This window comes from Salipiger sp. H15 (assembly GCF_040409955.1).
Taxonomy (GTDB): Bacteria; Pseudomonadota; Alphaproteobacteria; order Rhodobacterales; family Rhodobacteraceae; genus Salipiger.
Genome location: NZ_CP123385.1, coordinates 1,713,763 through 1,739,431 on the forward strand (window position 1 = coordinate 1,713,763; position 25,669 = coordinate 1,739,431).

A 25,669-nucleotide genomic window follows, 5' to 3' on the forward strand; every position below is an offset into this window, starting at 1 on the left:
GATGCGGATCTTCGCGAAATACCGGATCCTGCTGCCCGTGGTCTCGCTGGCGGTGCTGCTGGCGGCGACCTTCTACATGCAGCCGCGGGCGATGAGCTACTTCGGGATCAACCTGCTCTTCAACCTCGCGGTGCCGATCGCGCTGGCGACCATCGCGCAGATGATGATCATCATGGTCAACGACATCGACCTCTCGCTCGGGGCCTTCGTGTCGCTGGTGGCCTGCATCACCGCGACCTACCTCAACGACACGCCGATGCTCGGGCTGCTGATCCTGCTGGCGCTGGTGCTCTGCTACGCCGCGCTCGGCGCGGTGATCCACGCGCTCGAGCTTCCCGCCATCGTGGTGACGCTGGGCATGTCCTTCGTCTGGGGCGGGCTCGCGCTCTTCATCCTTCCCTCGCCCGGCGGCGCGAGCCCCGGCTGGCTGCGCACGCTGATGACCGTCAAGCCGCCCTACATCCCCATGGCCGTCGCGGCCTCGGTGATCATCGCCATCGTCACGCACCTGCTGGTGATCCGCTCGGGCATCGGCACGGTGCTGCGCGGGGTCGGCGGCAATGCCCGCTCGGTTCAGCGCGCCGGCTGGCCGGTGGTGCGGCTGAAGGCGCTGGCCTACGGGCTCGCCGGGCTCTTCGGGGTCTTTGCCGGCATGGCGCTGGTGGGGCTCACAACCTCGGCCGATGCCAATATCGCGCTGCGCTACACGCTTCTGTCGATCGCCGGTGTGATCCTCGGCGGCGGCGAGTTCATCGGCGGCAAGGTGAGCCCGGTGGGCGCGGTGATCGGCGCGCTGACCCTGACGCTCGCCGCCTCGTTCCTCAGCTTCCTGCGGCTCTCTCCCGATTGGCAGATCGGCGCGCAGGGGGCGATCCTGATCCTTGTCCTGACGGCGCGGCTGCTCTTCACCCGCCGCGACGCAGAGGCGTGAGGAGGCGCGCATGAAACTCTTCCAGAAACCCTGGCTCTGGTCCTGGCTCGCCGCCGCCGCCGCCTTCGCGCTGACCGTGGCGCTGACCGAGGGGCGCGGGGCGGGCGAGCTGGCCTATGCCGCGCTCAGCTTCGGCGCCTTCGCCGCCATCGTCGGGCTCGGGCAGATGCTGGTCATCACGCTGGGGCCGGGCAATGTCGACCTGTCGATCCCCGCCACCATGACGCTGTCGGGCACGCTGGCGCTGAAGGCGATGGGCACCGATCCCGGCACCGCCTGGATGGGGCTCGGCGTCGCGCTGCTGGTCGGGCTCGGCACGGGGATTGCCAACTTCGCGCTGATCTACCTGCTGCGCCTGCCGCCGATCATCGCGACGCTCGCCGCCTCGCTCATCTACCAGTCGCTGGCGATCTGGTCGAACCGCGGCCTGCGCATCAAGCCGCCGGCCGGGCTCGCCGATTTCGCCACCGGCCGCAGCTTCGGCATTCCCAACGTCGCGCTGGTGGGGCTTGGCCTGTCGCTGCTGGTCTGGCTGCTGCTCGAGCGCACGGTCTGGGGCCGCTGGCTGCTGGCCTCGGGGCAGAACCTGCGCGCGGCGCGGCTCGCCGGGGTGCCGGTCGAGGCGGTGCGCGCCGCCACCTACCTCGCCGTCACCGTCTTTGCCGCCATCGCCGGCTACCTGCTCGCCAGCTTCTCGGGCGGCGCCGCGCTCAACATGGGGGGCGAGTACCTCCTGATGTCGATCGCCGTGGTGGTCATCGGCGGCAGCTCCATCGCCGGGGGCATGTCCAACGTGCCCGGCGTCTGGGGCGCCTCACTCTTCATGTTCCTCGTCGTCTCCATGCTCAACTCCTACGGCGCAGGCGCCGGGGTGCGCATGGTGCTGACCGGTCTCATCATCATCGGCATCGTCATTGCCGCCAGCACGAGGAGGGTCTCGCGATGATCCGCACGCCCGAACACCTGGAGTTCCGCGACGAGCGGTTCGGCCGCCTCGTCCACCCGATGGGCAAGCTCGAGCAGCTCTGCACCGGCTTCACCTGGACCGAGGGGCCGGTCTGGTTCGGCGACCGCAACGCGCTGATCTTCTCGGAGATCCCCTCGCAGACCATGTACCAGTGGACCGAGGGGCAGGGCCTCAGCGTCTTCCGCGAAGAGAGCCGGTTCAACAACGGCAACACCCGCGATCCCTGGGGACGGCTGGTCGGCTGCCGCCATGGCACGCGCGACGTGGTGCGCACCGAGTATGACGGCAGCCTCACTGTGCTTGCCGCCGAGCATGGCGGCAAGCGGCTCAATTCGCCGAACGACGTGGTGGTCAGCTCCGACGGTGCGGTCTGGTTCACCGATCCGACCTACGGCATCATCTCGAACTTCGAGGGCAACCGCGCCGAGCCTGAGCAGGGCGCGCGCCACGTCTTCCGGATCGCGCCCGGGGGCGGCGCGGCGGTGCCGGTGATCTCGGACTTCGCGCAGCCGAACGGGCTCTGCTTCTCGCCCGACGAGAGCCTCCTCTACGTCGCCGAAAGCGGCTCGAGCCACGACGACACCGTGCCCGCGGTGATCCGCAAATACGCGGTGGAGGGCGCGCGCCTCAACCCGCTCGGGGAGTTCGCCACGCTCGACTGCGGGTTGCCCGACGGGATGCGCTGCGACATCGAGGGCAACCTCTGGTCCTCGGCCGGGGACGGGGTGCACTGCTTCGCGCCGGACGGCACGCTCCTCGGCAAGATCCTCGTGCCCGAGGTGGTCGCCAACCTCTGCTTCGGCGGGCCGGACGGGCAGCGCATGTACATCACCGCGACGAGCTCGGTCTACCGCGTCTTCGTCGACGTGAAGGGTGCCGAGCCCTGGACCCGCAGCGCCCGCGCCTGAGCGCGCGCTTTCATCTTTCCCCAAATACTCCCGCCGGAGGCGTCCCCCACGCCTCCGGTTCCACGCCGCGCTTCAACAACCCGTGTCCGTGTTTTCCGGAACAGCAGGCGGGGCCTCTCCGTTTCACTCCCAGCGGCGCCCCGAAGGGTGCCGGATGAGAGAAATCTGGAAGGAGGCATCCCATGACTGCCATCAGCAACGCCAAGATCCTGATCATCGCCACCAACGGCTTCGAACAGTCGGAGCTGGAGGTTCCCCGCGACCAGATGCGCGCCAGGGGCGCCGAGGTCCATGTCGCCACGCTCGACGGCAATCCCATCAAGGGCTGGCAGGGCAAGGACTGGGGCCGCGAGGCCGCGGCCGACGCGAAGATCGCCGACATCAACTCGCATGACTACGACGCGCTGGTGATCCCCGGCGGGCAGATCAACCCCGACCTGCTGCGGGTCGAGCCCGCGGTGATCGACCTCGTGAAGGACTTCCACAACGAGGGCAAGGTGATCGCCGCCGTCTGCCACGGTCCCTGGGTGCTGGTCGAGGCCGGCATCGTGAAGGGGCGCGAGGTGACCTCGTACCACTCGATCAAAACCGATGTGGTGAACGCGGGCGGGAACTGGGTGGACGAGCCCGTCGCCTGCGACAAGGGCATCGTGACCAGCCGCAAACCGGATGACCTGAACGCCTTCGTGGCGAAGATCGTCGAGGAGGTCGAGGAAGGCCAGCACGACCGCAGGGCCGCGTGACCTTCCGTAGCGGGTCTGCGAAGACTGGCCGCGCCGGGCAACCGGCGCGGTCTTTTACGTGGCCATCACGCGGGGCCGGAGCCGAAGAACTCGTCCGGGCTCATGTGCCCGCCGAGCCGCGCCGCGCCGTAGAGCTGCGTCGCCACCTCGCCCGCGCCGACCAGCAGCACCGCCGCGCCGGTGAGGCGCAGCGGGTCCAGCAGCGCGCGGGCCGCGGCGCGGGCCTCGGACCAGGGCAGCACAAGGGCGGGGCAGGGCGCGCAGCCCGCGATCTGGCAGCCGGTCAGTTCCGCGAGATCCTCGCGAAAGAGCGCCGGCGGCTCGGCGGGCGGGGAGAAGCACAGAAGATGCACGTCGCGCATGGCGCGGAGCCGGGCACGAATCTGCCCGGGCATCGACAGCCGCCGCCCGAGGCCGAGCCCCAGCGCCTCCGGCAGGAAGGCCACGGCGCTTATGTCCGTGCCGCAGAAGGCACGCAGCGCGAGATAGTCCCTTGGCGCCATGCCAAGCTCGGCCGCGCGGCCCAACTGCATCCGGAGGGCGATGCCCGACGGGCCCTTGCGCGCGGCCTTCGCGCGGCGCCAGCGCTCGACGGCAAGCAGCGAGGCGGGCTCGAGCGCGGGGCCGCCATTGTGGCCGGCGGGAGGCGGGGCTGAAGCGGGGAATGGACGGTCGGGCATGGTCGTTCGGAACAGGGAAACACTCCTGCGGCAGATTTTACCTTCCGGTTTCGGGGTCAAGCACAGTGCCCGGTAAAACCCCGATATTGTCCCCGCTCTGTCCAAGTCCTGCCCCAATCCGGGGCGATACCAGTGTGCAAGACTGATAACGAGGTGATGGGTATGGATCGACTGACCGAAATGGAGGCCTTTGCCACGGTGGTGGACCAGGGTGGTTTCACCGATGCGGCGAAGAAGATGGGTATCTCGAAATCGGCGGTGTCGAAACATGTCTCCTCGCTGGAGGCCCGGCTCGGTGCACGCCTGCTGAACCGCACCACGCGCCGCGTCTCGCCCACCGAGATCGGCCTTGCCTATTACGACCGGGCGCGGCGGGTGCTGAACGACGCAGGCGAGGCCGATGCGCTGGTCACCTCGATGCAATCGGCGCCCTCTGGGCTGCTGCGCATCTCGGTCGCCACGGATTTCGGGGTGAACCACCTCAGCCCGGTGCTCGGAGAGTTCCTGTCGGAATTCCCGGACATCACCGTCAACATGGTGCTCAACAACCGCTACGTCGAGCTGATCTCGGAAGGCTTCGACATGGCGGTGCGGATCGGCGAGCTGGAGGACAGCACGCTGCGCGCCCGCAAGCTGACCGACACCACAAAGCGGATGATCGCCTCGCCCTCGTATTTCCAGCGCTTCGGCCGCCCGCAGCGGATCGACGACCTGAACGAGCACAAGCTCCTGCACTATTCCAACCAGTCCTCGGGCAACGTCTGGAAGGTGACCGCGCCCTCGGGCGAGAAGCGCCAGGTGCGCACCGCCGGCTGGCTCTCGGTCAACGACGGGCAGTCGCTGCTCAATGCCTGCATCGCGGGTCTCGGGATCGCCTACCTGCCGTCCTACCTCTACGCGGATGCGATGAAGCAGGGGCTGGTCGAGGACGCAATCCCCGATCTGCCGGTCGAGACGCAGGGCATCTACGCCGTCTACCCGCCGGGCCGCTTCACCCAGCCGAAGGTTCGCGCCTTCATCGATTTCCTCGTGCATGCCTTTGCCGAAAAGGGCCCGCACGACTGGTAACAGGTGTTTTCCTCGGGCGATCCTCGTAACGCCCTCCTGAGCCCCGGCCCCATGGTCGGGGCCTTTTTCTTTGCCGCGTGTCAGGGCAGGGGCGGGCACCCGCGCGGCTTCAGAGACTGGCCTCGTCCCGCGCGTGGTCCCGCCACGCGTCCTGCGTGTTGGCGAGGCCGGCAAAGAGGATCGAGCTGCGCCGCAGGATCAGCTCGATGCAGTGCTGCACGCTCGCCTCGTCGTAAATCGCCGGGCGCAGCCCGTGGGTGTAGATGGCGTAAAAGGCGGCCAGCGCCTCCTCGAGTTCCTCGCCGCTGCGATGGGCAAAGCGGCGCGAGTCGCGCATCGCCTGCAGCAGCGGAGAGAGCGCCTGCCTCAATTGCAGGCGGTTCTCGAATTCGGTTTCGGCAGGCCATTGCCAGAAATAGGCCTGCATCACGGCGAGAAGCCGCGGATCCTCGAGATCGCCCTGCACGTAGATGGTCACGATGTGGCGCAGCTTCTCGTCGAAACTGGCGTGCAGCGGGACGGAGCCGGAGAGCGCATCTATCTGAGAGGCATTGTTTTCATGGATCAGCGCGTAGAGCAGCCCGGCCTTGGAATGGAAATAGACGTTGATCATCGCATGGGTCACGCCGGCCAATCGGGCGATTTCGGTGACCGAAACGTTGTGATAGCCCTCTTCATCAAAGAGCTTGCGGGCAGCCGCCGTCAGGCGCGCGCGGGTAGCGGCGCTCTTCTCCTCCCGATTGCGGTGGCGGGGCGTCTTGCTGTCCATATGCCCGAGATTACGGCGCGAAGTAGGAAAGTCTATGACATTGTTATTAACAATGTTGAAAAACTGTCGCCTACGCTACATAAGCGCCGGCGGGTCACTAGTGCCCCGAGTATCTGGAGAGTCGTAATGGATAAGTTTGCCGAGCTGCGGGCATTCACGCATGTGATGGACCATGGCGGGTTCACCGCGGCGGCAGAGGCGCTTGGCATGTCCAAGGCGGCCGTGTCGAAGAACGTGGCCGCGCTGGAACGCCGGCTCGGGCTCAAGCTCTTCGAACGGACCACGCGGCAGGTGCGCCCGACGACCGAAGGCAACCATTACTACCGCTGGACCCGCCAGCTGCTCGCCGAGGCCGACTGGGCCGACACCTGCGCCCGCGCCCTTGCAGAGCCGCAGGAGGCCGCGCTGCGCGTCGCCGCGCCCTCCGAGCTGGTCGAGCACATGCTGCTGCCGCGGCTCGGCCGGTTCCTCGCCTCGCACCCGGACAGTTCCGTGGTCTTCGAGGCGCCGGGCTCCGAGGGCTGCGATCTCACCCTCAGCGCCGAGACCGGCGAGGACATGGACGGCCGGCCAATCGCGGTCAGCACCCACGTGGTCGTCGCCTCGTCGCTCTACCTCGCCACGCAGGGGCGGCCGGAAAGCGCCAGCGATCTCGCGTCGCACCGGCTGCTGCACCTGCCCTCCGAGCAGGAGGGGGTGATCTGGACCCTCACCGACCGCCGCGGCGCGGTCACGCCGGTCACCGCCGAGCGGCGGATCGAGATGGCCGACCCGCGCTCGGTGCTCGAGGCCTGCCTCGCCGGGCTCGGCATCGCCTGCCTTCCCGATTTCGTCGTGGGCCGCGATCTCAGCGTCGGGCGCCTGACCCGGGTGCTGCCCGAGTACGACTCCGCACGCCGGGTGATCCTGTCGCGCACCGAGACCGGCGGCCCCGCGCGCGAGCTGGCGATGAAGTTCGAATCCTACCTCGATTCCACGCTGCGTGACCAAGGCGCGGCGCTGGCCGGCCGCGCCGGCGATCTCGCGCCCTGAAGGGCCGCGTGACCGGTCTGCGGGCCGGTCATTCCACCGCGGGCAGCAGAACCACCTCGACGCGGCGGTTCTCCTCGCGCCCCTCTACGCTGAGGTTGCTCGCGACCGGGGCGAGATAGCCCGCGCCATCCGCCTCCATCTGGCTGCCGGGCACGCCCTTGCGCTCGAGGTAGCTGAGCGCCGCGCGGGCACGGCGCCGCGAGATTTCCACGTTTGCCGCCGCCGAGCCGGTCGCGTCGGTATGCCCGACGAAGAGCACGCGCCGCGCCGGATCGGCGGCGAGATAGGCCGCCAGCTCGTCGAGCGAGGCCACGTCGCCCGGCGCCAGCTCGTCCGCCCCGCTGGCGAAGGCGAGGTCCTTCAGCACCGCATGGCCCTCGGCCTCGAGCCGCCGGACGATGTCGGCGGTCGGGGTGGCGGTGACCGTGGCGGGCGCGCTGCCGTCGGCGGGGGCGGTCCCGGGCGCGGGGGCCTGCTCGGCGGGAATGCCCGGCGAGGTGCGGATGACCTGCACGTAGCCCGTCGCGGCGCTGCGGCTGACCAGCAGGGTCAGGAAATCCCCCTCGGGGCTGCGCGCGGACAGGAAGCGGAAGGCGCTGATGTCGACGTACATCGCCGGTCCGCGCATCACCTCGGCGGCGAAGCGGAAGTCGAAGCCGCCGCAATCGCGCGCGGAGCAGTCGAGCAGGACGGTCCAGCCGGCCTCCTCGAGCTGTGCGCGCAGCGGGTCCATGATCTGCAGCACGGTCATGCCGGTGGCGTCGATGCGCCAGGCCTGCCGCTGGATGTGCCCCTCGACGGTGCGGGTGAGCAGCCCCTCCATCTCGTTCCACGGCGCGATCGGCACCGCGTAGCTGCCGGGATCGGTGATGTATTCCTCGGCGAGCCGGGCGGTGCCGGGCAACGCGAGGTCGAAGGCCTGCGCCGGGACCGCGGCAAGCAGCGCGGCGGCCAGACCGGAGAGGAGGCGCTCAGCGCGCCTGCGCGTGGTACTCGTCATTCGGCCGCATGTCGGTGGCGCTGGCCACCCGGTTGGTCATGTTGAAGAAGGCGGCGACGTTGACGATGTCCCAGATGTCGCGCTCGGAGAACCCGGCATCGCGCAGCGCCTCGCGGTCGTACTCGGCGATCTCGGCGCTGCTCCTGGTCATCTTCTCGGTGAAGTGGAGCATGGCGCGCTGGCGGTGGTTGAGGTCGGCGACACGCCAGTTCATCACCAGCATCTCGCCCAGTTTCGGATCGCCCGAGAGCTCGCGCACGGCGGCGCCATGGGCGGTCAGGCAGTAGAAGCATCGGTTGATCGACGAGACCACCACCGCGATCATCTCGCGCTCGAGCTTGGTCAGCCCCGAATCCGCCAGCATCAGCTCGTTGTAGAGCCCGGTGAAGGCGTCGAGCTTGGCGATGTCGAAGGCATGGGCCTTCAGCACGTTCGGCACCATGCCCAGCCTGTCCTCGCAGATGTCGAAGTATTTCTGCGTCCGCTCCGGCAGCGGGTCGACCATCGGCAGGTCGAGGGCGGTGGGCAGGTCCTTGGTCATGCGGTCAGTTTCCCGGCTTGATGCGGTAATGGTACTGTCCCACAAGCGTCATGCCGAGGGAAGCGTAGAGCCCGTTCGCCGGGTCGTTGTCCCGCAGACAGGCCAGCGACATGTACTGCGCGCCCTTGCCCTCGGCCCAGATCGCGGCGCGGCGCATCATCGCGCGGCCGAGCCCCTTGCCGCGATGCGCCTCGAGCACCTCGAGCGCGTGCACCATGGCGATGCCGTCGTGGATGGCGCAGTAGCCCGCGCCGGCGGGCTTGTCCGACACCCGCCCGAAGATCGAGGTCTTGGGACCCATGGCGCGCTCCATCACGCCGACCCGCGCCGGGCCGATGCCGCCCGCCGCCCAGATCTCGCGCATCACCGCCAGCGGCTCCCAGAGCGCGAAGGCGCTCATCCGGTGCGGCTCGGTCTCGGTCAGCTTGCCGATCTTGCACACCCAGAGGTTCACCGGGTCGATGAGGTCGTAGCCGCGCGATTCCAGCGCCACGTCGAGGGCGGTCTCGCCGGCACGGATCATGAAGAGCGGCTCCTGCCGCATCATGCGCTGCGCCTGCTCGGCGGCCTGCAGGTCATCGGGGCTCCAGCCGTCCTCGGCGGTGATGCACGAGACGCGCTTGCCGCCGCCGCCGCCCTCGCGCAGCAGCCAGGGGCCGGCGGCCACCGTCGAGGCGGCGGGCCAGGTGTTGTCGAGCGTGGCGTAGAGGCGGGGAAGGTCTGGCGTCATTCTTGCACTCTGCCGGCGTCGCGCGGCGGGCAGGGCGCCCGCGCAGGCCGGAACGGGTTACGGTCTTTTGCCCTATCTATGGCGGCAGCGGCGCGCGAGGGCAATCATTGTCGGGCCGCAGCCGGTCACCGTTCGGGGAAGAGCGCCGCGAGCCGTGTCATTGCCGCATCGACCCGCGCGCCCTCGGCGCCGCGGATGACGATGTTGGCGCCGTAGATGCCGTCCTTCTGGAACGGGTAGGAGCCGATCGAGAGATCCGAGAACTCGGCCGCCAGCGCCGCCAGCGGCCCGGCGATCTCGCCCTCGCCGCGCTGGATGCGCAGCGACTGCGACAGGAGCGGCGCGCCGCCCGTCAGCGTCGGCAGGACGCTCGCCACCATCGCCTCGAAGACCGAGGGCACGCCGGCCATCACGTGCACGTTGCCGATGGTGAAACCGGGGGCGATCGAGACCGGGTTGTCGATCAGCGCCGCGCCCTCGGGGATGCGGGCCATGCGCTGGCGGGCCTCGTTGAACTCGGCGCCCTGGCGCTGGTAATGCGCGGCCAAGAGGTCATAGGCGTCCTGCCGCACGCCGATCGAGGCGCCGAAGGCCGCGGCCACGGCGTCGGCGGTGATGTCGTCATGGGTCGGCCCGATCCCGCCCGAGGTGAAGACGTGGTCGAAACCCGCGCTCAGCGCCTTCACCGCGGCGACGATGGCGGCCTGGTCGTCCGAGACCATGCGCGCCTCGCGCAGGTCGATGCCCTGCTTGGTCAGCGCCTGCGCAAGATAGTGCATGTTGGAATCGCGGGTGCGCCCCGAAAGGATCTCGTCCCCGATGACCAGCATTGCGGCGGTGGGATTGGCCATGGTCCTGCTCTCCTTGCGTGGCGTCTCGCCCTTGGTATAGGCGCAGGTCCGGCGCTTTCAAACCCCTTGGCTCACACGGCGATTTCGCGCGGCGCTCAGGACAGCCGGTGGCGGAAGAGCCAGGCGGCGAGCGGGAGTGTCACCGCCGCCACGCAGAGCAGCGGCACGAAGTCCCTGCCGACCTCTGCGAGGCCCGCGCCCTCGAGGTAGACGCGGCGCACCAGATCGACCCCGAAGCGCAGCGGGTTGGCATAGGTCGCCCATTGCAGCACCTGCGGCATGTTGCGCACCGGGGTCAGCAGCCCCGAGAGCAGCATCAGCGGCATGACGATCAGGAAGGTGTAGAGCATCGCCTGCTGCATGGTCAGCGCCACCGCCGAGATCGAGAGCCCAATTCCCACCGAGGCGAGGGTGAAGCTGGCGAGCCCGAGGTAGAGCAGCCAGACCGAGCCGACAATGGGAATGCCGAACCAGAAGAGGATGATGAGGAAGATCAGCGTCGATTGCAGGATGCCCACGGTCATCGTCGGCAGCGCCTTGCCGATGAGGATCTGCAGCGGCGTGAGCGGCGTCACGAGCAGCTGGTCGAAGGTGCCCTGCTCGCGCTCGCGCGCCACCGACAGGGCCGAGAGCAGCAGCGTCTGGATCATGCTGAGCGCGGCGATCAGCGGCGGCATCAGGTTCCAGCGCGACTCGAGGTTGGGGTTGAACCAGGCGCGGCGGTCGATGGTGACGAGCGGCGTGTCCCCGCGCGCGGCGTTGAACGCCGCGACCATGGCCGCGACCTGCGCCGAGGCGGCGCCGGCCGTAGCCGAGTTGCGCCCGTCGAGGATGACCTGCAGCGGCGCCTCCCGTCCCGAGGCGAGGCGGGCCTCGAAATCGGGCGGGATGGCCAGCACCAGCAGCGCGTCGCCGCTGTCGATCAGCGCGGCGATCTGGCCGGCGTTGGAGAGCGTCGCCTCGCGGGTGAAGACGCCGCCGCCGTCGAGCCGTGAGAGAAGCTCGGTCGAGGCCGCGCCGCGGCTCTGGTCGAGCACCGCGTAGGGCACGCGGGTCAGGTCGTAGGTCGCGCCGTAGCCGAAGAGCAGCGACTGCAGGATTGCCGGCATCAGCAGCAGGGCCCGGCTCGACGGGTCCTTGAAGAGGTCGCGGAACTCCTTGCGGATCAGCGCGGCGATCTGGGCGAGCCAGGCGAGGGCGGTCTCCATCGCTCAGTCCATCGTCTTGCGCAGGGCGCGGCAGGTGAAGGTGATCAGCACCGTGGCATAGAGCGACAGGATGACGCTCGAGCGCAGGATGTCGGGCCAGTAGTCGCCGGCCATGAACAGCGTCTTGATCAGCCCCATGAAATGCGTCGCCGGCAGCAGTTGCGAGATCACCTGGATCACCGCCGGCACGTTGCGCAGGTCGAAGACGAAACCCGAGAGCATGAGCGCCGGCATGAAGCTGACCAGCAGCGCGATCTGGCTGGCGGCGAACTGGTTGCGGGCCAGCGCCGAGATCAGCAACCCCAGAGAGAGCGACACCAGCAGGTAGAGCAGCGACACGGCGATGATGATCGCCAGCGAGCCGCGCATCGGCACCTCGAAGAGCCAGCGCGCGGCGAGAAGGCACATGGCAAGGTCGATGGCGCCGATGACCATGTAGGGGGCGAGCTTGGCCAGCACAAGCTCGAGCGGCCGCACCGGGGTGACGAAGATCGCCTCGAGCGTGCCGCGCTCCCATTCCCGCGCCACCAGCAGCGAGGTGAGGAAGGCACCGATCAGGGTCAGGATCAGCACCACCAGCCCCGGCACGAGGAACCATGTGCTCTCGCCCGGCTCGTTGAACCAGGTGCGCTGCACGATGACGACGCTGCCGCGCGCGGCGGACGTGCCGCCCATGCGCTCGGCGCGCTTGGCGAAGGGCACCGAAAGCGCGCCGCTCACGTAGCCCTCGATGGCGCTGGCGGTGGTGGAATCGACGCCGTTCAGGATCAGCTGCACCCGCGCCTCGCCAAGCGCGAGCTGGCGCAGGAAGTCGTGCGGCACGCGCAGGATCGCGTCGATCTCGCCCGCCATCATCCCCGCCTCGGCCTCGCGCATGTCGTGCATCCAGACGGGCGAAAGGTAGGGCGAGCCGGTCAGCCCCATGGCGGCCTCGCGCGCGGCGAGCGAGTTGTTCTGCATCACCACCGCGATGCGCGCGTCCTTCACGTCGAACGAGAGCCCGTAGCCGAAGAGCAGGATCAGCACCACCGGCAGCAGCAGCCCGACGAAGAGGTTGCTGCGGTCGCGCAGCAGCTGCCGCGTTTCCTTGCGCGCGAGCGCGCGCAGACGGGGAAGGAAGCCCGGCGCGCTCATGCCGCCGCCTGTCCCGCGCGCTGCGCCCGGGCCCGCTCGACGATGCCGATGAAGGCGGCGTTCATGTCGGCACCGCCCTCGGCCCCGGCCTTCTCGCGCACCTCCTGCGGCGTGCCGATCACCAGCATCTCGCCCGCGTCCTGGATCGCGATGCGGTCGCAGTACTCGGCCTCCTCCATGAAATGCGTGGTCACGATGATGGTCACGCCCGACCGAGCGAGCCCGGTGATGGTGCGCCAGAAGGCGCGCCGGGCCAGCGGGTCGATGCCGCTGGTGGGCTCGTCGAGGAAGAGGATCTGCGGCGCGTGCAGCAGCCCTGTCGCCATTGCGAGGCGCTGCTTGTAGCCCGCGGGCAGCAGGCCGCTGCGCGCGTTCGGGTCAAGGTCGAAGCGTTCCAGCGCGTCGCGCACCCGGCCGCGCAGCACCCGGCCGCGCAGCCCGTAGGCGCCGCCGAAGAACTCGAGGTTCTGCCGCACGCTGAGATTGCCGTAGAGCGAGAATTTCTGCGCCACGTAGCCGATCCGGGCGCGGGCGCGGGCACGGGCGGTGCGCAGGTCGCGCCCGGCCACCTCGAGCTTGCCCTCGGTCGCGGGCAGCAGGCCGCAGAGCATGCGGAAAGTGGTGGTCTTGCCCGCGCCGTTGGGACCGAGCAGGCCGAAGATCTCGCCCGGCATGACCTCGAAGGAGGTGCTGGCGACGGCGGTGAAATCGCCGAAGCGCCGCACGAGGCCCTGCACGGTGATGATCGGCTTGCCGGGATCGGGCGGCGTGGCGGGGGCCTCGGTCGCGGCCTCGGGCAGGGCGTGGTCGGGGCTGCCCTCGTGCTGGCGCAGCAGCAGCATGAAACTGTCCTCGAGCCCGGCGGGACGCGGCGTTGCGCCGGCACCGTCCAGCAGCGCGGCCAGCTTTTCGTCATCGGCCTGCGGCTGGCGCACGTAATGCACCGCGCCGCCATGCGGCGTCGCATCGGCCACCAGTTCGGGCGCGCCCAGCAGCCGCGCCTGCAGCTCGCGCGGGTGGATTCCCGCGGGCGGCGTGGCGGCGAAGGTCAGCCCCCGCGCGCGAAGCCGCAGCTCCTCTGGCGTGCCGCTGGCGAGGATGCGGCCCCGGTTCATCACGTGCACCTGCGCGCAGCGCGCCGCCTCGTCCATGTAGGCGGTGCTGACGATGACACTCAGCCCCTCGTCGTCGACCAGCTGCTGCACGATGGTCCAGAGGTCGCGGCGCGACAGCGGGTCGACCCCGACGCTCGGCTCGTCGAGCAGCAGCAGGTCCGGCGCGCGCACCAGCGTGCAGGCGAGCCCCAGCTTCTGCTTCATCCCGCCCGAGAGCTTGCCCGCGGGCCGCGCGGTGAAACGCGCCATGTCGGTCATCTCGAGCAGCCGGGCGAAGCGCGGGCCGCGCTCCTCGCGGGGCACGGCATGCAGGTCGGCGTAGAGGTCGAGGTTTTCCTGCACGCTCAGGTCCTCGTAGAGGCCGAAGCGCTGCGGCATGTAGCTGATCCGGTCCTGCACCCGCTGCGGATCGGCCGCGACATCGGTCCCGAGCACCTGAAGCTGCCCGCCGCCCGGCGTCAACAGCCCGGCGATCATCCGGATCAGCGTGGTCTTGCCCGCGCCGTCGGGGCCGACCAGCGCGGTCAGCTCGCCCGGGCGCACGCGGAGTGACAGCTCGTCGATGGCGCGCAGCATGCCCCCGTCCGGCGCCTCGAAGGACCTGTGCAGCCCCGTCGCGACGACCGAGGCCTCGGTCATTGCGCGGCGTCCGTGGCGGGTGCCAGCGGGATGCGCACGGTGACCGGCTGGCCGAGCCGCAGCGTATCTTCGGGATCGGTCACCGTGATCCGCGTCTCGTAGACGAGGCTGGTGCGCAGCTCCTCGGTCTGCACCGGCTTCGGGGTGAACTCGGCCACAGATGAGATGTAGCCGATGGTGCCCGCGACCGGCTGGCCCGGCTGGCTGTCGGTGAAGACCTCTGCCCGCATGCCCGGCGCGATGCGCCCGAGGTCGGGCTCGCCGACGTAGACGCGCACCCATTTCGGATCGGTGACGGCAAGGGCGAAGACCGGCAGCTGCGCGGTGGCCTGATCGCCGGGTTCGAGCAGGCGCGAGCGCACCACCGAGGCGATGGGCGCGCGCAACGTGCCGAGGTCGATCTGGTGGCGCAGCAGCGCGAGGTTGGCCTGCGCGGCGGCAAGCTCGGCCTCGGCGGCGGCGATGTCCTCCTTGCGCGCCCCGGCCTCGGCCAGCTCGAGCGCGGCGCGCACCTCGACGACCTTGGCATTGGCGGCATCGGCCTCGCTCTGCGCGTGATCGACGCTCTGACCGCTGATCGCGGCGCTCGAGGAGGATTGCAGGCGCTGCGCGCGGGTGAGGTCCTGCGCGGCGCGGTCGGCGGTGGCCTCGGCCGATGTGAGCTGGGCGCGGACCTGCGCGATCTCCTCGGGACGAGCGCCGTTCTGCAGCCGCAGGAGGCTCTGTCGCGCGGCCTCGACCTGCGCGGCCGCCTGCTCGGCCTGCAGCTCGAGCGTGCGCGTGTCGAGAACGGCGATCACCTGTCCCTCGGCGACCCGGTCACCTTCCTCGGCGAGCATCTGCCGGATCCGGCCGCTGCCGTCGAAGGCGAGCGCGACCTGCCGGATGTCGACGTTGCCATGCAGCTCGATCAGGTTGGGATCGCCCGGGCTGCGGTTGAAATGGGCCCAGGCGCCGCCGAGAAGGGCGGCGAGCACGAGCAGGATCGGTAGGGCCTTCTTCATGTCGGAGGGTCTCCGGGGCGAGATTGCGACTCGGCGGCGTTCGGCGTAGATTAAATGTGATTTAGACTATTTCCGCAACCCGGGACGCGCAGCCAGATGACCAGCCAAGACGCGAGGACCGCAGCGATGCGCCGCCATGACAGGGGCCGGGCAGGGCGCCCGAGACTGGATGGCGCGGGGGCGAAAGCATGACCGGCGCGCGCCGCCCGATGCGCACGGATGGCGAGGCCACCCGCGCGCGCATCCTTGAAGCCGCGGGCGAGCTCTTTGCAGAGGGCGGCTTCGCCGAGACCACGAACAAGGCGATCGCCTCGCGCGCCGATGTCGATCACGCGTCGATCAACTACCATTTCGGCAGCCGGTCCGGGCTCTACCGCGAGGTCCTCGTCGAGGCGCACCGCCGGATGATCAGCGTCGAGGACCTGACCGCCATCGCCGAGGCGGACGTGCCGCCGGAGGAGAAGCTGCGCGGCTTCATCGCGCGGATCGTCGCGGCGGTGCTGGACGGGCAGGGCTGGCACGGCAAGGTGCTGAGCCGCGAGATCCTGTCGCCCTCGTCGCACCTCGACGTGCTGCCGCTTTCGGAGATCGGCGCGAAGATGAGAATCGTCCTGCGAATCCTGTCGGGACTCACCGGGCTGCCGCCGGACGATCCGGCACTGCGCCGCAGCCTGTTCAGCGTGCTCGGCCCCTGCGCGATGCTGCTGGTCGCGGCGCCGCGCATCTCGCCGCTGGCGGACGACGTGCTGACCACGCCGCGCGAGGTGCTGGTGGATCACCTGTGCAGCTTCGCTCTCGGGGGGCTGGCGGCCATCTCCGCAAGGGGTGCACGGGAGTGACGCCGGCGCGGCAGCGGGCTGCCAATGGGGGTTGGGAGATGTATTTTCAACCGGAATGCTGCGCTGCGGCAAGAGATTTTTGAAAAAATCTCTGGACAGTTGCAAATGCATCATGTGTGGTGGGTTCAGGAATTGTGGTCGGTCCGCCGAGTGCCTAGCACGGCGGACCGACCAGCAAGATGGCGCTTTGGGAGGGGTAGCCATCTTCAGTGATCCGGTCGCCCCTTGGGAGGATTTGGGGCGGCCGGATACCATCCACACTAGATATGCCCTGATAGCGCGCAACAACTGCGAAACGAATTTCGCGGATTTGCGACTTTTGTCGCAGGTGGGGACGGAGCGTTTGCTCAATTCTTGGGCACTTGTTCCGGTGTTCGGCATTTCGGGAAGACCCGAAACAGCCCCGCGAGCTCACCGAAACTGCAATGCCCGGGCCGTCCGGCAATGGGATTTGTGTAGTGACACGCCGAAAGCGCCGGGTGCCACTGCTTGCCTCGCACCCTCGCGGCCCATGTTTCCAAGGCGTTTGCGCGCCAGATCGCCCGCCTTCGACCCCTGCGAAGGTGCGCCATGCGCTGAGGGCAAGACAGGTCTGCAATCCTGACCATTGTTGCGGCCAGCGGCAGACCCTATTCTAACCTCACGACGCAGCGATGCGTCAGCGGGTTTCCTGGAACTCTCTCCTCCTCCCTGAGTTCCGGAAATTGGCGGCGGCCCTTCTCCTCCTCCCTAGGGTCGCCGCACCTCCCGCCTTCTCACCCCCACATCGTCAGAGCCCGCGCACCAGCCGCAGCGCGTCGTAGATCGCCGCATGGGTGTTGCGCGCCGCGACCGCGTCTCCGATTCGGAACAGCCGGAACGCGGCGTCGGGCTGGCGTTCGACCGCCTGCGTGCCGCCCGTGGTCAGCGCCTCGTAATCGACCTCGCCAAGGTTGCGCGACAGCGGCTTGAGCTCGAAGTAGAGCTCGTCGAGCGGGCGGGTGCCGTGGTTCACCACGACCTGGTCGACCAGCCGCTCGCGCGTCACGTCGCCGTAGTCCGAGCCGAGCACGGCGCGCAGCTGGTTGCCCTCGCGGGTCACCGATTTCAGCCGCCAGGTGACGGTGAAGGTGGTGTCGCGCGCCTGCAGCGCCCGCATGTAGGGCACGAGGTTCATCGCCATGACCTCGGGGGCGAAGGCGCGGTCGGGAGTGACGATCTCGACCCGCGCGCCGGTGGCCGAGATCACGTCGGCCGCCTGCAGCCCGGCGTGGTCCCCCGCGTCGTCGAAGACCAGCACGTTCTGGCCGGGCCGCGCATCGCCCGAGAGGATGTCCCAGGCCGAGACGACGAGGTCGTTGCCCGCGCCCAGCACCTCGACATGCGGCAGGCCGCCGGTGGCGATGATCACCTCGTCGGGCTCGGTGGCGCACACCTCCTCCGCGTCGGCGAAGGTGTTGAAGCGGAACGAGACGCCCTTCTTCTGGCACTGGTCGAAGCGCCAGGCGACGATCGAGGACATCTCGCGCCGCCGCTCCTGCAGCGCGGTGAGGCGGATCTGCCCGCCGGGCTGGTCGGCCGCCTCGAAGACGGTGACCGCGTGGCCGCGCTCGGCCGCGACGCGCGCCGCCTCGAGCCCCGCCGGTCCCGCGCCGACGATGGTCACGCGCTTGCGCGCCTCGGCCTTCTCGATGGCATGGGGCATCTCGATCTCGCGCCCGGTCGAGGGGTTGTGCAGGCAGAGCGCCATGCCGCCCTGGTAGATGCGGTCGAGGCAGTAGTTCGCGCCGACGCAGGGGCGGATGTCGTCCTCGCGCCCCTCGATCACCTTCCGCACGAGATGCGGGTCTGCCATGTGCGCGCGGGTCATGCCCACCATGTCGAGCTTGCCGCTCGCGACGGCGTGGCGGGCGGTGGCGACGTCGGGGATCCGCGCGGCGTGGAAGGTGGGGAAATTCGTCGCGGCGCGGATCTCGCCGGCGAAATCGAGGTGCGGCGCGCTCTTCATGCCCTGGATCGGGATGAGGTCGGTGAGGCCCGGGTCGGTGTCGATATGGCCGCGCACCACGTTGAGGAAGTCGACCAGCCCGCTGTCCTTGAGCTTGTGCGAGATCGCCAGCCCGTCCTCGCGCGTGTAGCCGCCGGCCTGGCATTCGTCGCCGCTGTAGCGCACGCCGACGAGGAATGTCTCGCCGCAGCGCGCGCGGATCGCCCGCAGCACGTCGAAGGCAAAACGCATCCGGTTGTCGAGATCGCCGCCGTAGGGCGCGTCGAGCTCGTTGGTCAGCGGCGACCAGAACTGGTCCATGAGGTGGCCGTAGGATTCAAGCTCGATCCCGTCGAGCCCCGCCGCCTGCATCCGCTCGGCGGCGTCGGCGTAATCCTCGATGATCCGCGCGATGTCCCAGTCCTCGAGCTTCTTCGGGAACGCGCGGTGCGAGGCCTCGCGTTCGTGGCCCGGAGAGACCACCGGCAGCCAGTCGGCCTTGTCCCAACGGGTGCGGCGGCCGAGGTGGGTGAGCTGGATCATCACCGCGCAGCCTTCGTCGTGGCAGGCGTCGGTGAGCGCCTTCATGTGGCCGACGACCTCGTCCTTCCAGGCGAGGATGTTGTTGAACACCGGCGGGCTGTCGCGCGCGACCGAGGCCGAGCCCGCGGTCATGGTGAGCGCCACGCCCGCCCTGGCCCGCTCGAGATGGTAGGCGCGGTAGCGATCCTTGGGCATGCCGTCCTCGGGGTAGGCCGGTTCGTGGCTGGTGATCATGATGCGGTTCTTCAGCGTCAGGTGCTTGAGCTGGTAGGGCTGAAGGAGCGGGTCGTTGGACATGGCGGGACGCTTTCCGTGGAGCTGGGTCGCGGAAACCATCCGCAAACTGTACACATGTGTCAATAAAAGGTTCACACATGTTTCGCGCCGGACCCGCCGGGGCGCGAAAGACTCGACACCTGCGCACATTTTCTGGACAATGCGGCTTCACCCGCCCTGCGCCCAGGCCCCCGCGAAAGGTTCCGACCGCCGTGTCCGACGATTCCTCCCTCCACCGCGGCTGGCGCGGCTCGCGCGATGTCTGGCTCGACGCTGCCTACGAGGCGCTGACCGGCAAGGGCGTCGACGCGGTGAAGATCATGCCGCTCGCCAATGCGCTGCAGCTCTCGCGCACCAGCTTTTACTGGTTCTTCAAGGACCGGCAGCAGCTGCTGGATGCGCTGCTCGACCGCTGGGAAGGGGCCACCACGGCGCATCTCGTCGCCGCGACCCGCGACTATGCCGCGACCGAGACCGAGGCGATGCTCAACGTCATCTCGACCTTCCTGTCCGAGCACAGTTTCGATGCGCGGCTCGAATTGGCGGTGCGCTCCTGGGCACAGCAGGACGCCAAGGTGCTGGCGCGGCTGCAGGCGGCGGATGCCGAGCGGCTCGCGGCGCTGCGGGAGATGCTGCTCTCCTGGGGGCACGATCCGGCGGATGCCGACGTGCGGGCGCGGACGATCTACCTCGTGCAGGTCGGCTACATCTCGATGCGCGTCGAGGAAAGCCTCGAGGTCCGGCTCGAGCGCTTCCCCAACTATGTCGAGATCTACACCGGCAAGCGCCCGCCCGAAGAGGAGATGGCGCGGTTCAAGGCGCGCATCGGCGCGCCGCCGCGCCGGGTGCCGGGCAGCTGAGCCTCAGCTGCCGCCGCTCTCCCAGATGTCCGCGAGTTGCCGCAACGTGCCGTCCGGGTCGGCGCGGAAGCGGGCGGCGAATTCCTCCAGCAGCTCCCTGTCCGGAACCGCGGGCCGCGTCTCGGTGTCGCCGGTGGTGCCGGGCGTCGGCGGCGGCGGCTCGCCGGCGGTCTCGCCAAGGCTGAGGCGGACCATGACCGGGCGGTGATCCGACACCTGCGTCACGAAATTGGGGAAGGTGCGGTCGGCGGCGATGATGATGAAATCCTCGGCGCCGATGGTCTGCTTCATGCCGGGCGAGGCGAAGATGGAATCGATCAGCGACTGGTGCGGACGCTTGAGATAGGTGAAGGCCCCGTCGCGCTCGTCCGCCGCGCCGAGCGCCGCGAACCCCGCGTCGAGCAGTCCCTGGAACTGGCCGCTGCCGATCTCGGCATTGGTGTCGCCGCCCATGAGCACGTCGCTCTCGCCGTGCTCGGCCATCGCGAGGCCGATTGCCTTGGCCAGCACATTGGAAGCCATGCGCCGCCGCTTTGCACCTTCGGCCAACGCCTTGAGGTGCAGCGGCACCAGCAGGAAGTCGAAGGTCTTGCCCGAGACCGCAGAGGTCGAGGAGAAGCGGAAGAGCCCGGGGTAGCGGTTGAAGATCCGGCCATCCTCGGCCTCGAACTGCTGCGCCTCGGGGTCGCGGCTGTCGAGCCGCAGCAGCCGGTCCGCCTCGGCCGGCCAGTCGAGCCGCGCGCCCTGCACCGTGGTGCGGTTCCAGATCACCGCGGTCGTCTGCCGCCCGGAGGCCGCGCCGGGCTCCGAGACGGCGAAGTCGAAGTCCATCTGGAAGCTGCGCTTGAGCTCGGCGACCAGCGCCTCGGTGGCCTCGGGCGAGGTTTCCTCGAGCGCCCAGATGTCGAGGTTGAGGTCGGCGATGACCCGCGCGACGCTCTGCAGCTTCTCGCGGAAGTTGCGGCTGAACCATTCGACGTTCCAGAAGGCCACGTCGACGTCCTGCTCGCCGCCGCGGTAGGTGTCCACCACGCGCTCGAAGGCGCTCTCGCCGGTGGCCTCGCGGCCGAGCGTGCCGAAGAAGCCCGTGCGCGAGTCGCTGCCGCCCATGTGGCGCAGCACCTCGGCCGCGGACTGCTGGTCGGGGCCGTTGCGCGCGCGCATGTCGAGGTCGATCGCTATGGCCGAGATCTTGATCCCCTCGTTGACGAAATTGACGTCGAAGCCGTTGCGGCCGAGCTTCTCGCGCAGCTCGGCATCGGCCTCCTCGAAGGCGTGGTGCAGGGCGAAGAGCCGCCAGTCGTCGCGCATGACCGGCGCGCCGGAACTTCCGTGCATCGTGTCCGAGGTGTAATGCACCAGCACCTCGCGCGCGCCCAGCGAGGTGACGATGTCGTTGCGCCGCAGCGAGGCGCGCTTGGGCTTGCCGTCCGGGTGGTGGATCACGTGGGCGGGGTGGCGGTCGACCGCGATGAACGAGCCGCGCCAGAGCTGGATATGGCCAAAGCGCGTCTCGGCGTCCCCCTCGATCCAGATGAAGGTGTAGTCGAGATCCTGCGGCCCGCTGCTGACGAAAAGCCGGTTCGGGTCGAGCTTGTAGGTGAAGGTGGGCAGCACCTCGCCGGTCGGGCATTCCTCGTAGCCGAACTCGACCTTCGCGGCGGCGCCGACCTCGCGGCTGTTGATCACGTGGGCATTGGTCAGCAGGATGTTCGGCGCGACCAGAAAGCCGGTGCCGCGCCAGCGCCCGGACTTGCCGTCCCAGGTGGTGCCGCGCGTGCTGATCCGGGCCACCGCCTTGCCGATCTCGCTGCCCTTCGACAGGAAGCAGAAGGGCACGCTGTCGTCCTCCTCGACGATGGCCTCGAGCCGCGCGGGGTCTGTGAAGCCGAGGCCGAAGCGTTCCGGGTCGGGGATGCCCATGGCCTTGGCCGGGACCGCCTCGACCTTGAAACGGTAGCGCGCGAGCTCGGGCTCGGGCGCGAGGAACTCCTCCTCGGCGGCGGGCTGCGGCGGCGGCGCGGGCTCCTCGACCACGAGCGCCGCCTCGACACGCGGCTGCGGCGGCAGCACCGCGCGCAGCACCGCGTCGAACTTCTGCGCGATGCGGGCGAAACCGGCACCGGTGCCGTGGATCTCGTCCACCCAGTCGGTGCGCTTGGTGAGCGTGCCGCGCAGGTCGACGAGGTGCACCTGCGGATCCTCCGCGGCGACCTCGGCCAGCGTGTCGTAGAGCGTGTCGATCAGCATCCGCACGATGTCGCGGCGCAACTCCTGTCCCGCGATGCCCTTGGCCTCGAAGGCGCTGCCCAGCCACTTGTCCTGGTTGGTGAAGACCCAGATCGGGCGCCGCGTGTCGTTGCGGCCGAAGGGGAAGGGGAAGGGATAGTCGTAGCCGTGGATGAGGATCGGCAGCTTTTCAAAGCGCGGGTCCGCGCGGATCCGGGCGACCACCTTGCGGTAGCTCGCCTTGAGCCCGTCGCTGACCCGCCCGAGCTCGGCCCGGTTGATCAGCTTCTCGGCAAGGGTGGAGCGGCTGCCGGGGTGCAGCAGCGACAGCAGCACCGGCACCCCGTCCTTGGCGCCGATCACGTCGTTGCCCGCGGCGGAAAGGAGGAAGGCCTGCACCCGCTCGGCCTGCGCCTCGAGCCCCTCCATGTATTCGGCGTCGTCACTGTCGATCATGTTCTCGACCGTGTCGCCGGCGGCATCGAGGCTCCAGATCAGGTAGTTCGCCCCGAGATGGTCGATCACGTCGTCGAGCAGCAGCGGGAACTGGAACCAGCTGTCGCCCTCGCTGACCAGCACCGGGCGGCGGTCGCCGCGCTGGAGCGCGCGCTCGAAATCGCGGTGGCGCTTCTGGCGGCTGCGGTCGTTGAGGAAGGTCAGCGCCGATTCCAGCCGGGGAATGTCGGTGACCGTCTCGGGGTTGGGCCGCACCTCGACCGAGAAGGCGCTCTCGCCGGGCTCGAGCAGCACGTAGGGGCGCAGCGCGGACTCGGGCAGGTCGAGGTTGTTCCAGCGCTCGAGAAATTCTTCGTAGGTGATCTTTTCCATGAGCCACGCTCCGGAGTGGAAGAAAACCCTCGGAAATACCTAGGATCATACGACATTCTGGCGTTCCGGTCACCGGGTACGGTGCCGGCCCCTCTCTTTCATGATCCCGTTGGAGTGTCGGGGCCAGTCCGGAATTCCCGCATTGCGGGTAGATGCGCCACGATTTTCGCGCGAATTTCGAGCGGCTTAGCCCGCGCCTTGCCCACCCTCGGCGGAGGAGGAGAAGGGCGGGACCGGGGGCCCTCGCACGCCAAGTATTCGAAGATCAAATTTTCTCCCCGCGACATATCATAGCCGCGTATATTCTCTGCCCGCCCCAAAGGCCCTAGGCTCTCCCTCATGCCAACAGAGGGGCCGACAGAAGGCCCGACAGAGGGATCGTGATGGGCGCGCTTGACGGAATCCGAGTACTGAGCTTCAACCACTTCCTGTCCGGCCCCGCGGCCGCGCAGCACCTCGGCGACATCGGCGCCGACGTGATCACTGTCGAGCCGCTGACCGGCGCCTTCCAGCGCAACTGGGCCGTGGCCAACCGCTTCGTCGACGACACCTCGGTCAACCACATCACGACGGGACGCAACAAGCGCTCGATCGCCGTCGATCTCAAGTCGCCCGAGGGCATCGCCACGGTGAAGCGGCTCATCGCCACCGCCGACGTGGTGATGGAGAACTTCCGCCCCGGCACGCTCGACAAGCTGGGCCTCTCGGAGGCCGAGATGCGCGCGGTGAACCCGCGGATCATCTATGCCGCCACCACCGGCTACGGCGCCGACGGCCCCTATGCCAAGCGCCCGGGGCAGGACGTGCTGCTGCAGGCGATGGCGGGCCTTGCCGCGCATACCGGCAGCATGGAGAGCGGCCCGGTCGCCGTGGGCTCGGTGCCGATCGACCACCATGCCGCCGCGCTGACCGTCGCCGGGATCGTCGCCGCGCTCTTCGAGCGCGAGCGCACCGGCGTGGCCCGCCGGGTCGAGGTCAACATGCTGCAGGCCGCCATGGACCTGCAGGGCGAGTCGATCACCGCCTGGATGAACGGCGCCGACCGCGCCGGGCCGCGCGGGCGCGACGGCATGGCCAACTGGTTCAGCCCCGCGCCCTACGGCATCTACGCCACCGCCGACGGCCACGTGATGATCTCGATGTCGACGCCGCCGCAGCTCTCGGGCGCGCTCGGCCTGCCGGCGCTGGCCGGGCTTTCCGCCGAGGACGGGTTCTCGAAGCGCGGCGAGATCTCCCGCATGGTGGCCGAGGGCATGGCGCAGCTCTCCACCGACGCGGCCACGGCGAAGCTCACCGAGGCCGGCGTCTGGCACGAGGTCGTGCAGGATTACGACGGGCTCAAGCGCAATCCGCAGGTGCAGCACCTCGGGGCCTTCACCGAGGTGCCGAGCGGCAGGGGCACGCCCATGGTCATGCTCTCCCACCCGGTGCGCTACGACGGCGAGACCCCGCCCGTGCGCCTCGCGCCCCCGGCGCTTGGCGGGCAGAGCCGCGAGGTGCTGGCCGAGGCGGGCTTCGCCGAGGCGGAGATCGAGGCGCTGCTCGCCTCGGGCGCCGTGGTCCAGACCGACAAGATGCGCAGCTGACGCGCCCTCCCTCCCAGACAAGACAGCCAACAGGACAGCACAGATGGATTTCACGATCTCCGACGAGATGAAGATGGTCACCGACGCGGTCGGCCGCTTCGTGCGCGAGAAGGTCCAGCCGCTCGAGCAGGAAACCGAAGAGGCCGCGCGGATCCCGCCCGAAAAGCTGGCTTCGGTGAAGGCCGAGGCGCAGGAACTGGGCTTCTACGCGATGAACATGTCCGAGGAGGTCGGCGGCGCGGGGCTTGGCGTCATGGACATGTGCCTCGTCGAGGAGCAGCTCGGCCAGACCTCGGACGCGCTGATCCGGCGCATCTTCGGGCAGGTCTACCCGATGCTCGAGGCCTTCGAGGGCGAGGTGCGCGAGAAATACCTCTATCCCACCGTCAAGGGCGACAAGATCTGCGCCATGGCGATCACCGAGCCCGGCGCGGGCTCGGACGCGGCGGCGATCCGGACCAACGCCCATCTCGACGGCGACGAGTGGGTGCTGAACGGCACCAAGCATTTCATCTCGGACGGCGACATCGCCGACTACGTCATCGTCATGGCGGTCACCGATGCCGAGAAGCGCGCCCGCGGCGGCATCACGCTTCTCATCGTCGACAAGGGCACGCCCGGCTTCAAGGTCATGCGCAACCAGCCGATGATGGGCCACCGCGGCTACGGCCATGCCGAACTGGTCTTCGACGACGTGCGCATCCCGAAGGGCAATGTGCTCGGCGAGGTCGGCAACGGCTTCAAGGTGATGATGGCCAATGTCGGCGGCATCCGCCTCGGCCACATCGGCGCGCGCGCCGTGGGCATGGCGGGCCGCGTGCTCGAGATGATGCGCGAGCATGCCGCCACCCGCCAGCAGTTCGGCCAGCCGATCGGCGAGTTCCAGATGGTCCAGCAGATGATCGCCGACAGCGCCATGGAGATCTTCGCCACCCGGATGATGGTGCTCAACACCGCCTGGGAGGTCGACCAGGGGCTCGACCCGCGCGACAAGGTCTCGATGGTCAAGGTGCAGGCCTCCGAGATGCTCGGCCGCGTCGCCGACCGCGGCATCCAGGTCTTCGGCGGCTACGGCTTCACCAAGGAGCTGCCGCTCGAGCGCATCTACCGCGACGCCCGCGTCACCCGCATCTACGACGGCACCTCGGAAGTGCACCGCATGCTGATCGCCCGCTCGGTGATCAAGCGCGGCCTCACCCTCTGACCCGCCCTTCATCTTTCC

Annotated in this window: 22 protein-coding genes; 10 read left to right on the top strand and 12 right to left on the bottom strand. The window is 69.1% G+C overall.

Features of this window, described 5'->3' with window-relative positions; translation table 11 throughout:
• Position 1 precedes the first annotated feature (1 nt).
• The 4 genes from PVT71_RS22360 (at position 2) to PVT71_RS22375 (ending at position 3,549) form a co-directional block, all read left to right on the top strand.
• Positions 2-931, top strand: a complete 930-nt coding sequence (locus PVT71_RS22360) for an ABC transporter permease (RefSeq protein WP_353474691.1) — start codon at positions 2-4, stop codon at positions 929-931.
• Between the two features lie 10 nt (positions 932-941).
• On the top strand, positions 942-1,877 hold the full coding sequence (locus PVT71_RS22365; RefSeq protein ID WP_353474692.1) for an ABC transporter permease: 936 nt from the start codon (positions 942-944) through the stop codon (positions 1,875-1,877).
• Complete coding sequence (locus PVT71_RS22370; RefSeq protein ID WP_353474693.1) at positions 1,874-2,806, top strand: SMP-30/gluconolactonase/LRE family protein; 933 nt, start codon at positions 1,874-1,876, stop codon at positions 2,804-2,806. Before PVT71_RS22365 ends, PVT71_RS22370 begins: the two co-directional genes overlap by 4 nt.
• Before the next feature lie 182 nt (positions 2,807-2,988).
• A complete protein-coding gene (locus PVT71_RS22375) occupies positions 2,989-3,549 on the top strand; it encodes a type 1 glutamine amidotransferase domain-containing protein (RefSeq protein ID WP_353474694.1) in 561 nt (186 codons plus the stop codon).
• Positions 3,550-3,614: 65 nt separating this feature from the next.
• Here PVT71_RS22375 and PVT71_RS22380 read toward each other — a convergent pair whose 3' ends face one another.
• On the bottom strand, positions 3,615-4,229 hold the full coding sequence (locus PVT71_RS22380) for a hypothetical protein (protein ID WP_353474695.1): 615 nt from the start codon (positions 4,227-4,229) through the stop codon (positions 3,615-3,617).
• Between the two features lie 162 nt (positions 4,230-4,391).
• Between PVT71_RS22380 and PVT71_RS22385 the strand changes: the two genes are divergently transcribed.
• Positions 4,392-5,297: a LysR family transcriptional regulator gene (locus tag PVT71_RS22385; RefSeq protein WP_194134182.1), complete on the top strand. Its 906-nt coding sequence runs from the start codon at positions 4,392-4,394 to the stop codon at positions 5,295-5,297.
• Positions 5,298-5,406: 109 nt separating this feature from the next.
• On the opposite strand, the gene PVT71_RS22390 is transcribed toward PVT71_RS22385, so the two are convergent.
• Positions 5,407-6,066: a TetR/AcrR family transcriptional regulator gene (locus PVT71_RS22390; protein WP_353474696.1), complete on the bottom strand. Its 660-nt coding sequence runs from the start codon at positions 6,064-6,066 to the stop codon at positions 5,407-5,409.
• Positions 6,067-6,192: 126 nt separating this feature from the next.
• Here PVT71_RS22390 and PVT71_RS22395 point away from each other — a divergent pair, with 126 nt between their 5' ends.
• A complete protein-coding gene (locus PVT71_RS22395; protein WP_353474697.1) occupies positions 6,193-7,098 on the top strand; it encodes a LysR family transcriptional regulator in 906 nt (301 codons plus the stop codon).
• 28 nt (positions 7,099-7,126) lie between these two features.
• Here the strand turns inward: PVT71_RS22395 and PVT71_RS22400 are convergent, their stop codons facing one another.
• From PVT71_RS22400 to PVT71_RS22435, 8 genes are all read right to left on the bottom strand, one after another.
• Positions 7,127-8,098: an OmpA family protein gene (locus tag PVT71_RS22400; protein ID WP_353474698.1), complete on the bottom strand. Its 972-nt coding sequence runs from the start codon at positions 8,096-8,098 to the stop codon at positions 7,127-7,129.
• Positions 8,070-8,639 carry a peroxidase-related enzyme gene (locus PVT71_RS22405; protein ID WP_353474699.1) on the bottom strand — a complete coding sequence of 190 codons (570 nt, stop codon included), beginning with the start codon at positions 8,637-8,639 and terminating at the stop codon, positions 8,070-8,072. Before PVT71_RS22405 ends, PVT71_RS22400 begins: the two co-directional genes overlap by 29 nt.
• 4 nt (positions 8,640-8,643) lie before the next feature.
• A complete protein-coding gene (locus PVT71_RS22410) occupies positions 8,644-9,369 on the bottom strand; it encodes a GNAT family N-acetyltransferase (RefSeq protein ID WP_353474700.1) in 726 nt (241 codons plus the stop codon).
• 125 nt (positions 9,370-9,494) lie between these two features.
• Positions 9,495-10,220 (bottom strand): molybdopterin-binding protein, encoded by a 726-nt coding sequence (locus PVT71_RS22415; protein ID WP_353474701.1) that lies wholly within the window; start codon positions 10,218-10,220, stop codon positions 9,495-9,497.
• A gap of 95 nt (positions 10,221-10,315) precedes the next feature.
• Positions 10,316-11,428 carry an ABC transporter permease gene (locus tag PVT71_RS22420; RefSeq protein ID WP_353474702.1) on the bottom strand — a complete coding sequence of 371 codons (1,113 nt, stop codon included), beginning with the start codon at positions 11,426-11,428 and terminating at the stop codon, positions 10,316-10,318.
• A 3-nt stretch (positions 11,429-11,431) separates the two neighbouring features.
• Positions 11,432-12,562 carry an ABC transporter permease gene (locus PVT71_RS22425; RefSeq protein ID WP_353474703.1) on the bottom strand — a complete coding sequence of 377 codons (1,131 nt, stop codon included), beginning with the start codon at positions 12,560-12,562 and terminating at the stop codon, positions 11,432-11,434.
• Positions 12,559-14,316, bottom strand: a complete 1,758-nt coding sequence (locus tag PVT71_RS22430) for an ATP-binding cassette domain-containing protein (protein WP_353474704.1) — start codon at positions 14,314-14,316, stop codon at positions 12,559-12,561. Before PVT71_RS22430 ends, PVT71_RS22425 begins: the two co-directional genes overlap by 4 nt.
• Positions 14,313-15,320, bottom strand: coding sequence for an HlyD family efflux transporter periplasmic adaptor subunit (locus PVT71_RS22435; protein ID WP_353474705.1), 1,008 nt, complete (start codon positions 15,318-15,320; stop codon positions 14,313-14,315). Before PVT71_RS22435 ends, PVT71_RS22430 begins: the two co-directional genes overlap by 4 nt.
• A gap of 188 nt (positions 15,321-15,508) precedes the next feature.
• Between PVT71_RS22435 and PVT71_RS22440 the strand changes: the two genes are divergently transcribed.
• Entirely contained in the window at positions 15,509-16,159 is a 651-nt protein-coding gene (locus PVT71_RS22440) for a CerR family C-terminal domain-containing protein (protein WP_353474706.1), read from the top strand.
• Positions 16,160-16,928: 769 nt separating this feature from the next.
• On the opposite strand, the gene hpbA is transcribed toward PVT71_RS22440, so the two are convergent.
• Positions 16,929-18,965, bottom strand: a complete 2,037-nt coding sequence (gene hpbA, locus PVT71_RS22445; protein ID WP_353474707.1) for an N-methyl-L-proline N-demethylase HpbA — start codon at positions 18,963-18,965, stop codon at positions 16,929-16,931.
• A gap of 191 nt (positions 18,966-19,156) precedes the next feature.
• Between hpbA and PVT71_RS22450 the strand changes: the two genes are divergently transcribed.
• Complete coding sequence (locus tag PVT71_RS22450) at positions 19,157-19,804, top strand: TetR/AcrR family transcriptional regulator (protein ID WP_353474708.1); 648 nt, start codon at positions 19,157-19,159, stop codon at positions 19,802-19,804.
• Positions 19,805-19,807: 3 nt separating this feature from the next.
• On the opposite strand, the gene PVT71_RS22455 is transcribed toward PVT71_RS22450, so the two are convergent.
• On the bottom strand, positions 19,808-22,861 hold the full coding sequence (locus PVT71_RS22455) for a trypsin-like peptidase domain-containing protein (RefSeq protein ID WP_353474709.1): 3,054 nt from the start codon (positions 22,859-22,861) through the stop codon (positions 19,808-19,810).
• Positions 22,862-23,244: 383 nt separating this feature from the next.
• On the opposite strand from PVT71_RS22455, the gene PVT71_RS22460 reads away from it, so the two are divergent.
• On the top strand, positions 23,245-24,447 hold the full coding sequence (locus tag PVT71_RS22460) for a CoA transferase (protein WP_353474710.1): 1,203 nt from the start codon (positions 23,245-23,247) through the stop codon (positions 24,445-24,447).
• A 43-nt stretch (positions 24,448-24,490) separates the two neighbouring features.
• Positions 24,491-25,651 (top strand): acyl-CoA dehydrogenase family protein, encoded by a 1,161-nt coding sequence (locus PVT71_RS22465; protein ID WP_353474711.1) that lies wholly within the window; start codon positions 24,491-24,493, stop codon positions 25,649-25,651.
• Positions 25,652-25,669 lie beyond the last annotated feature (18 nt).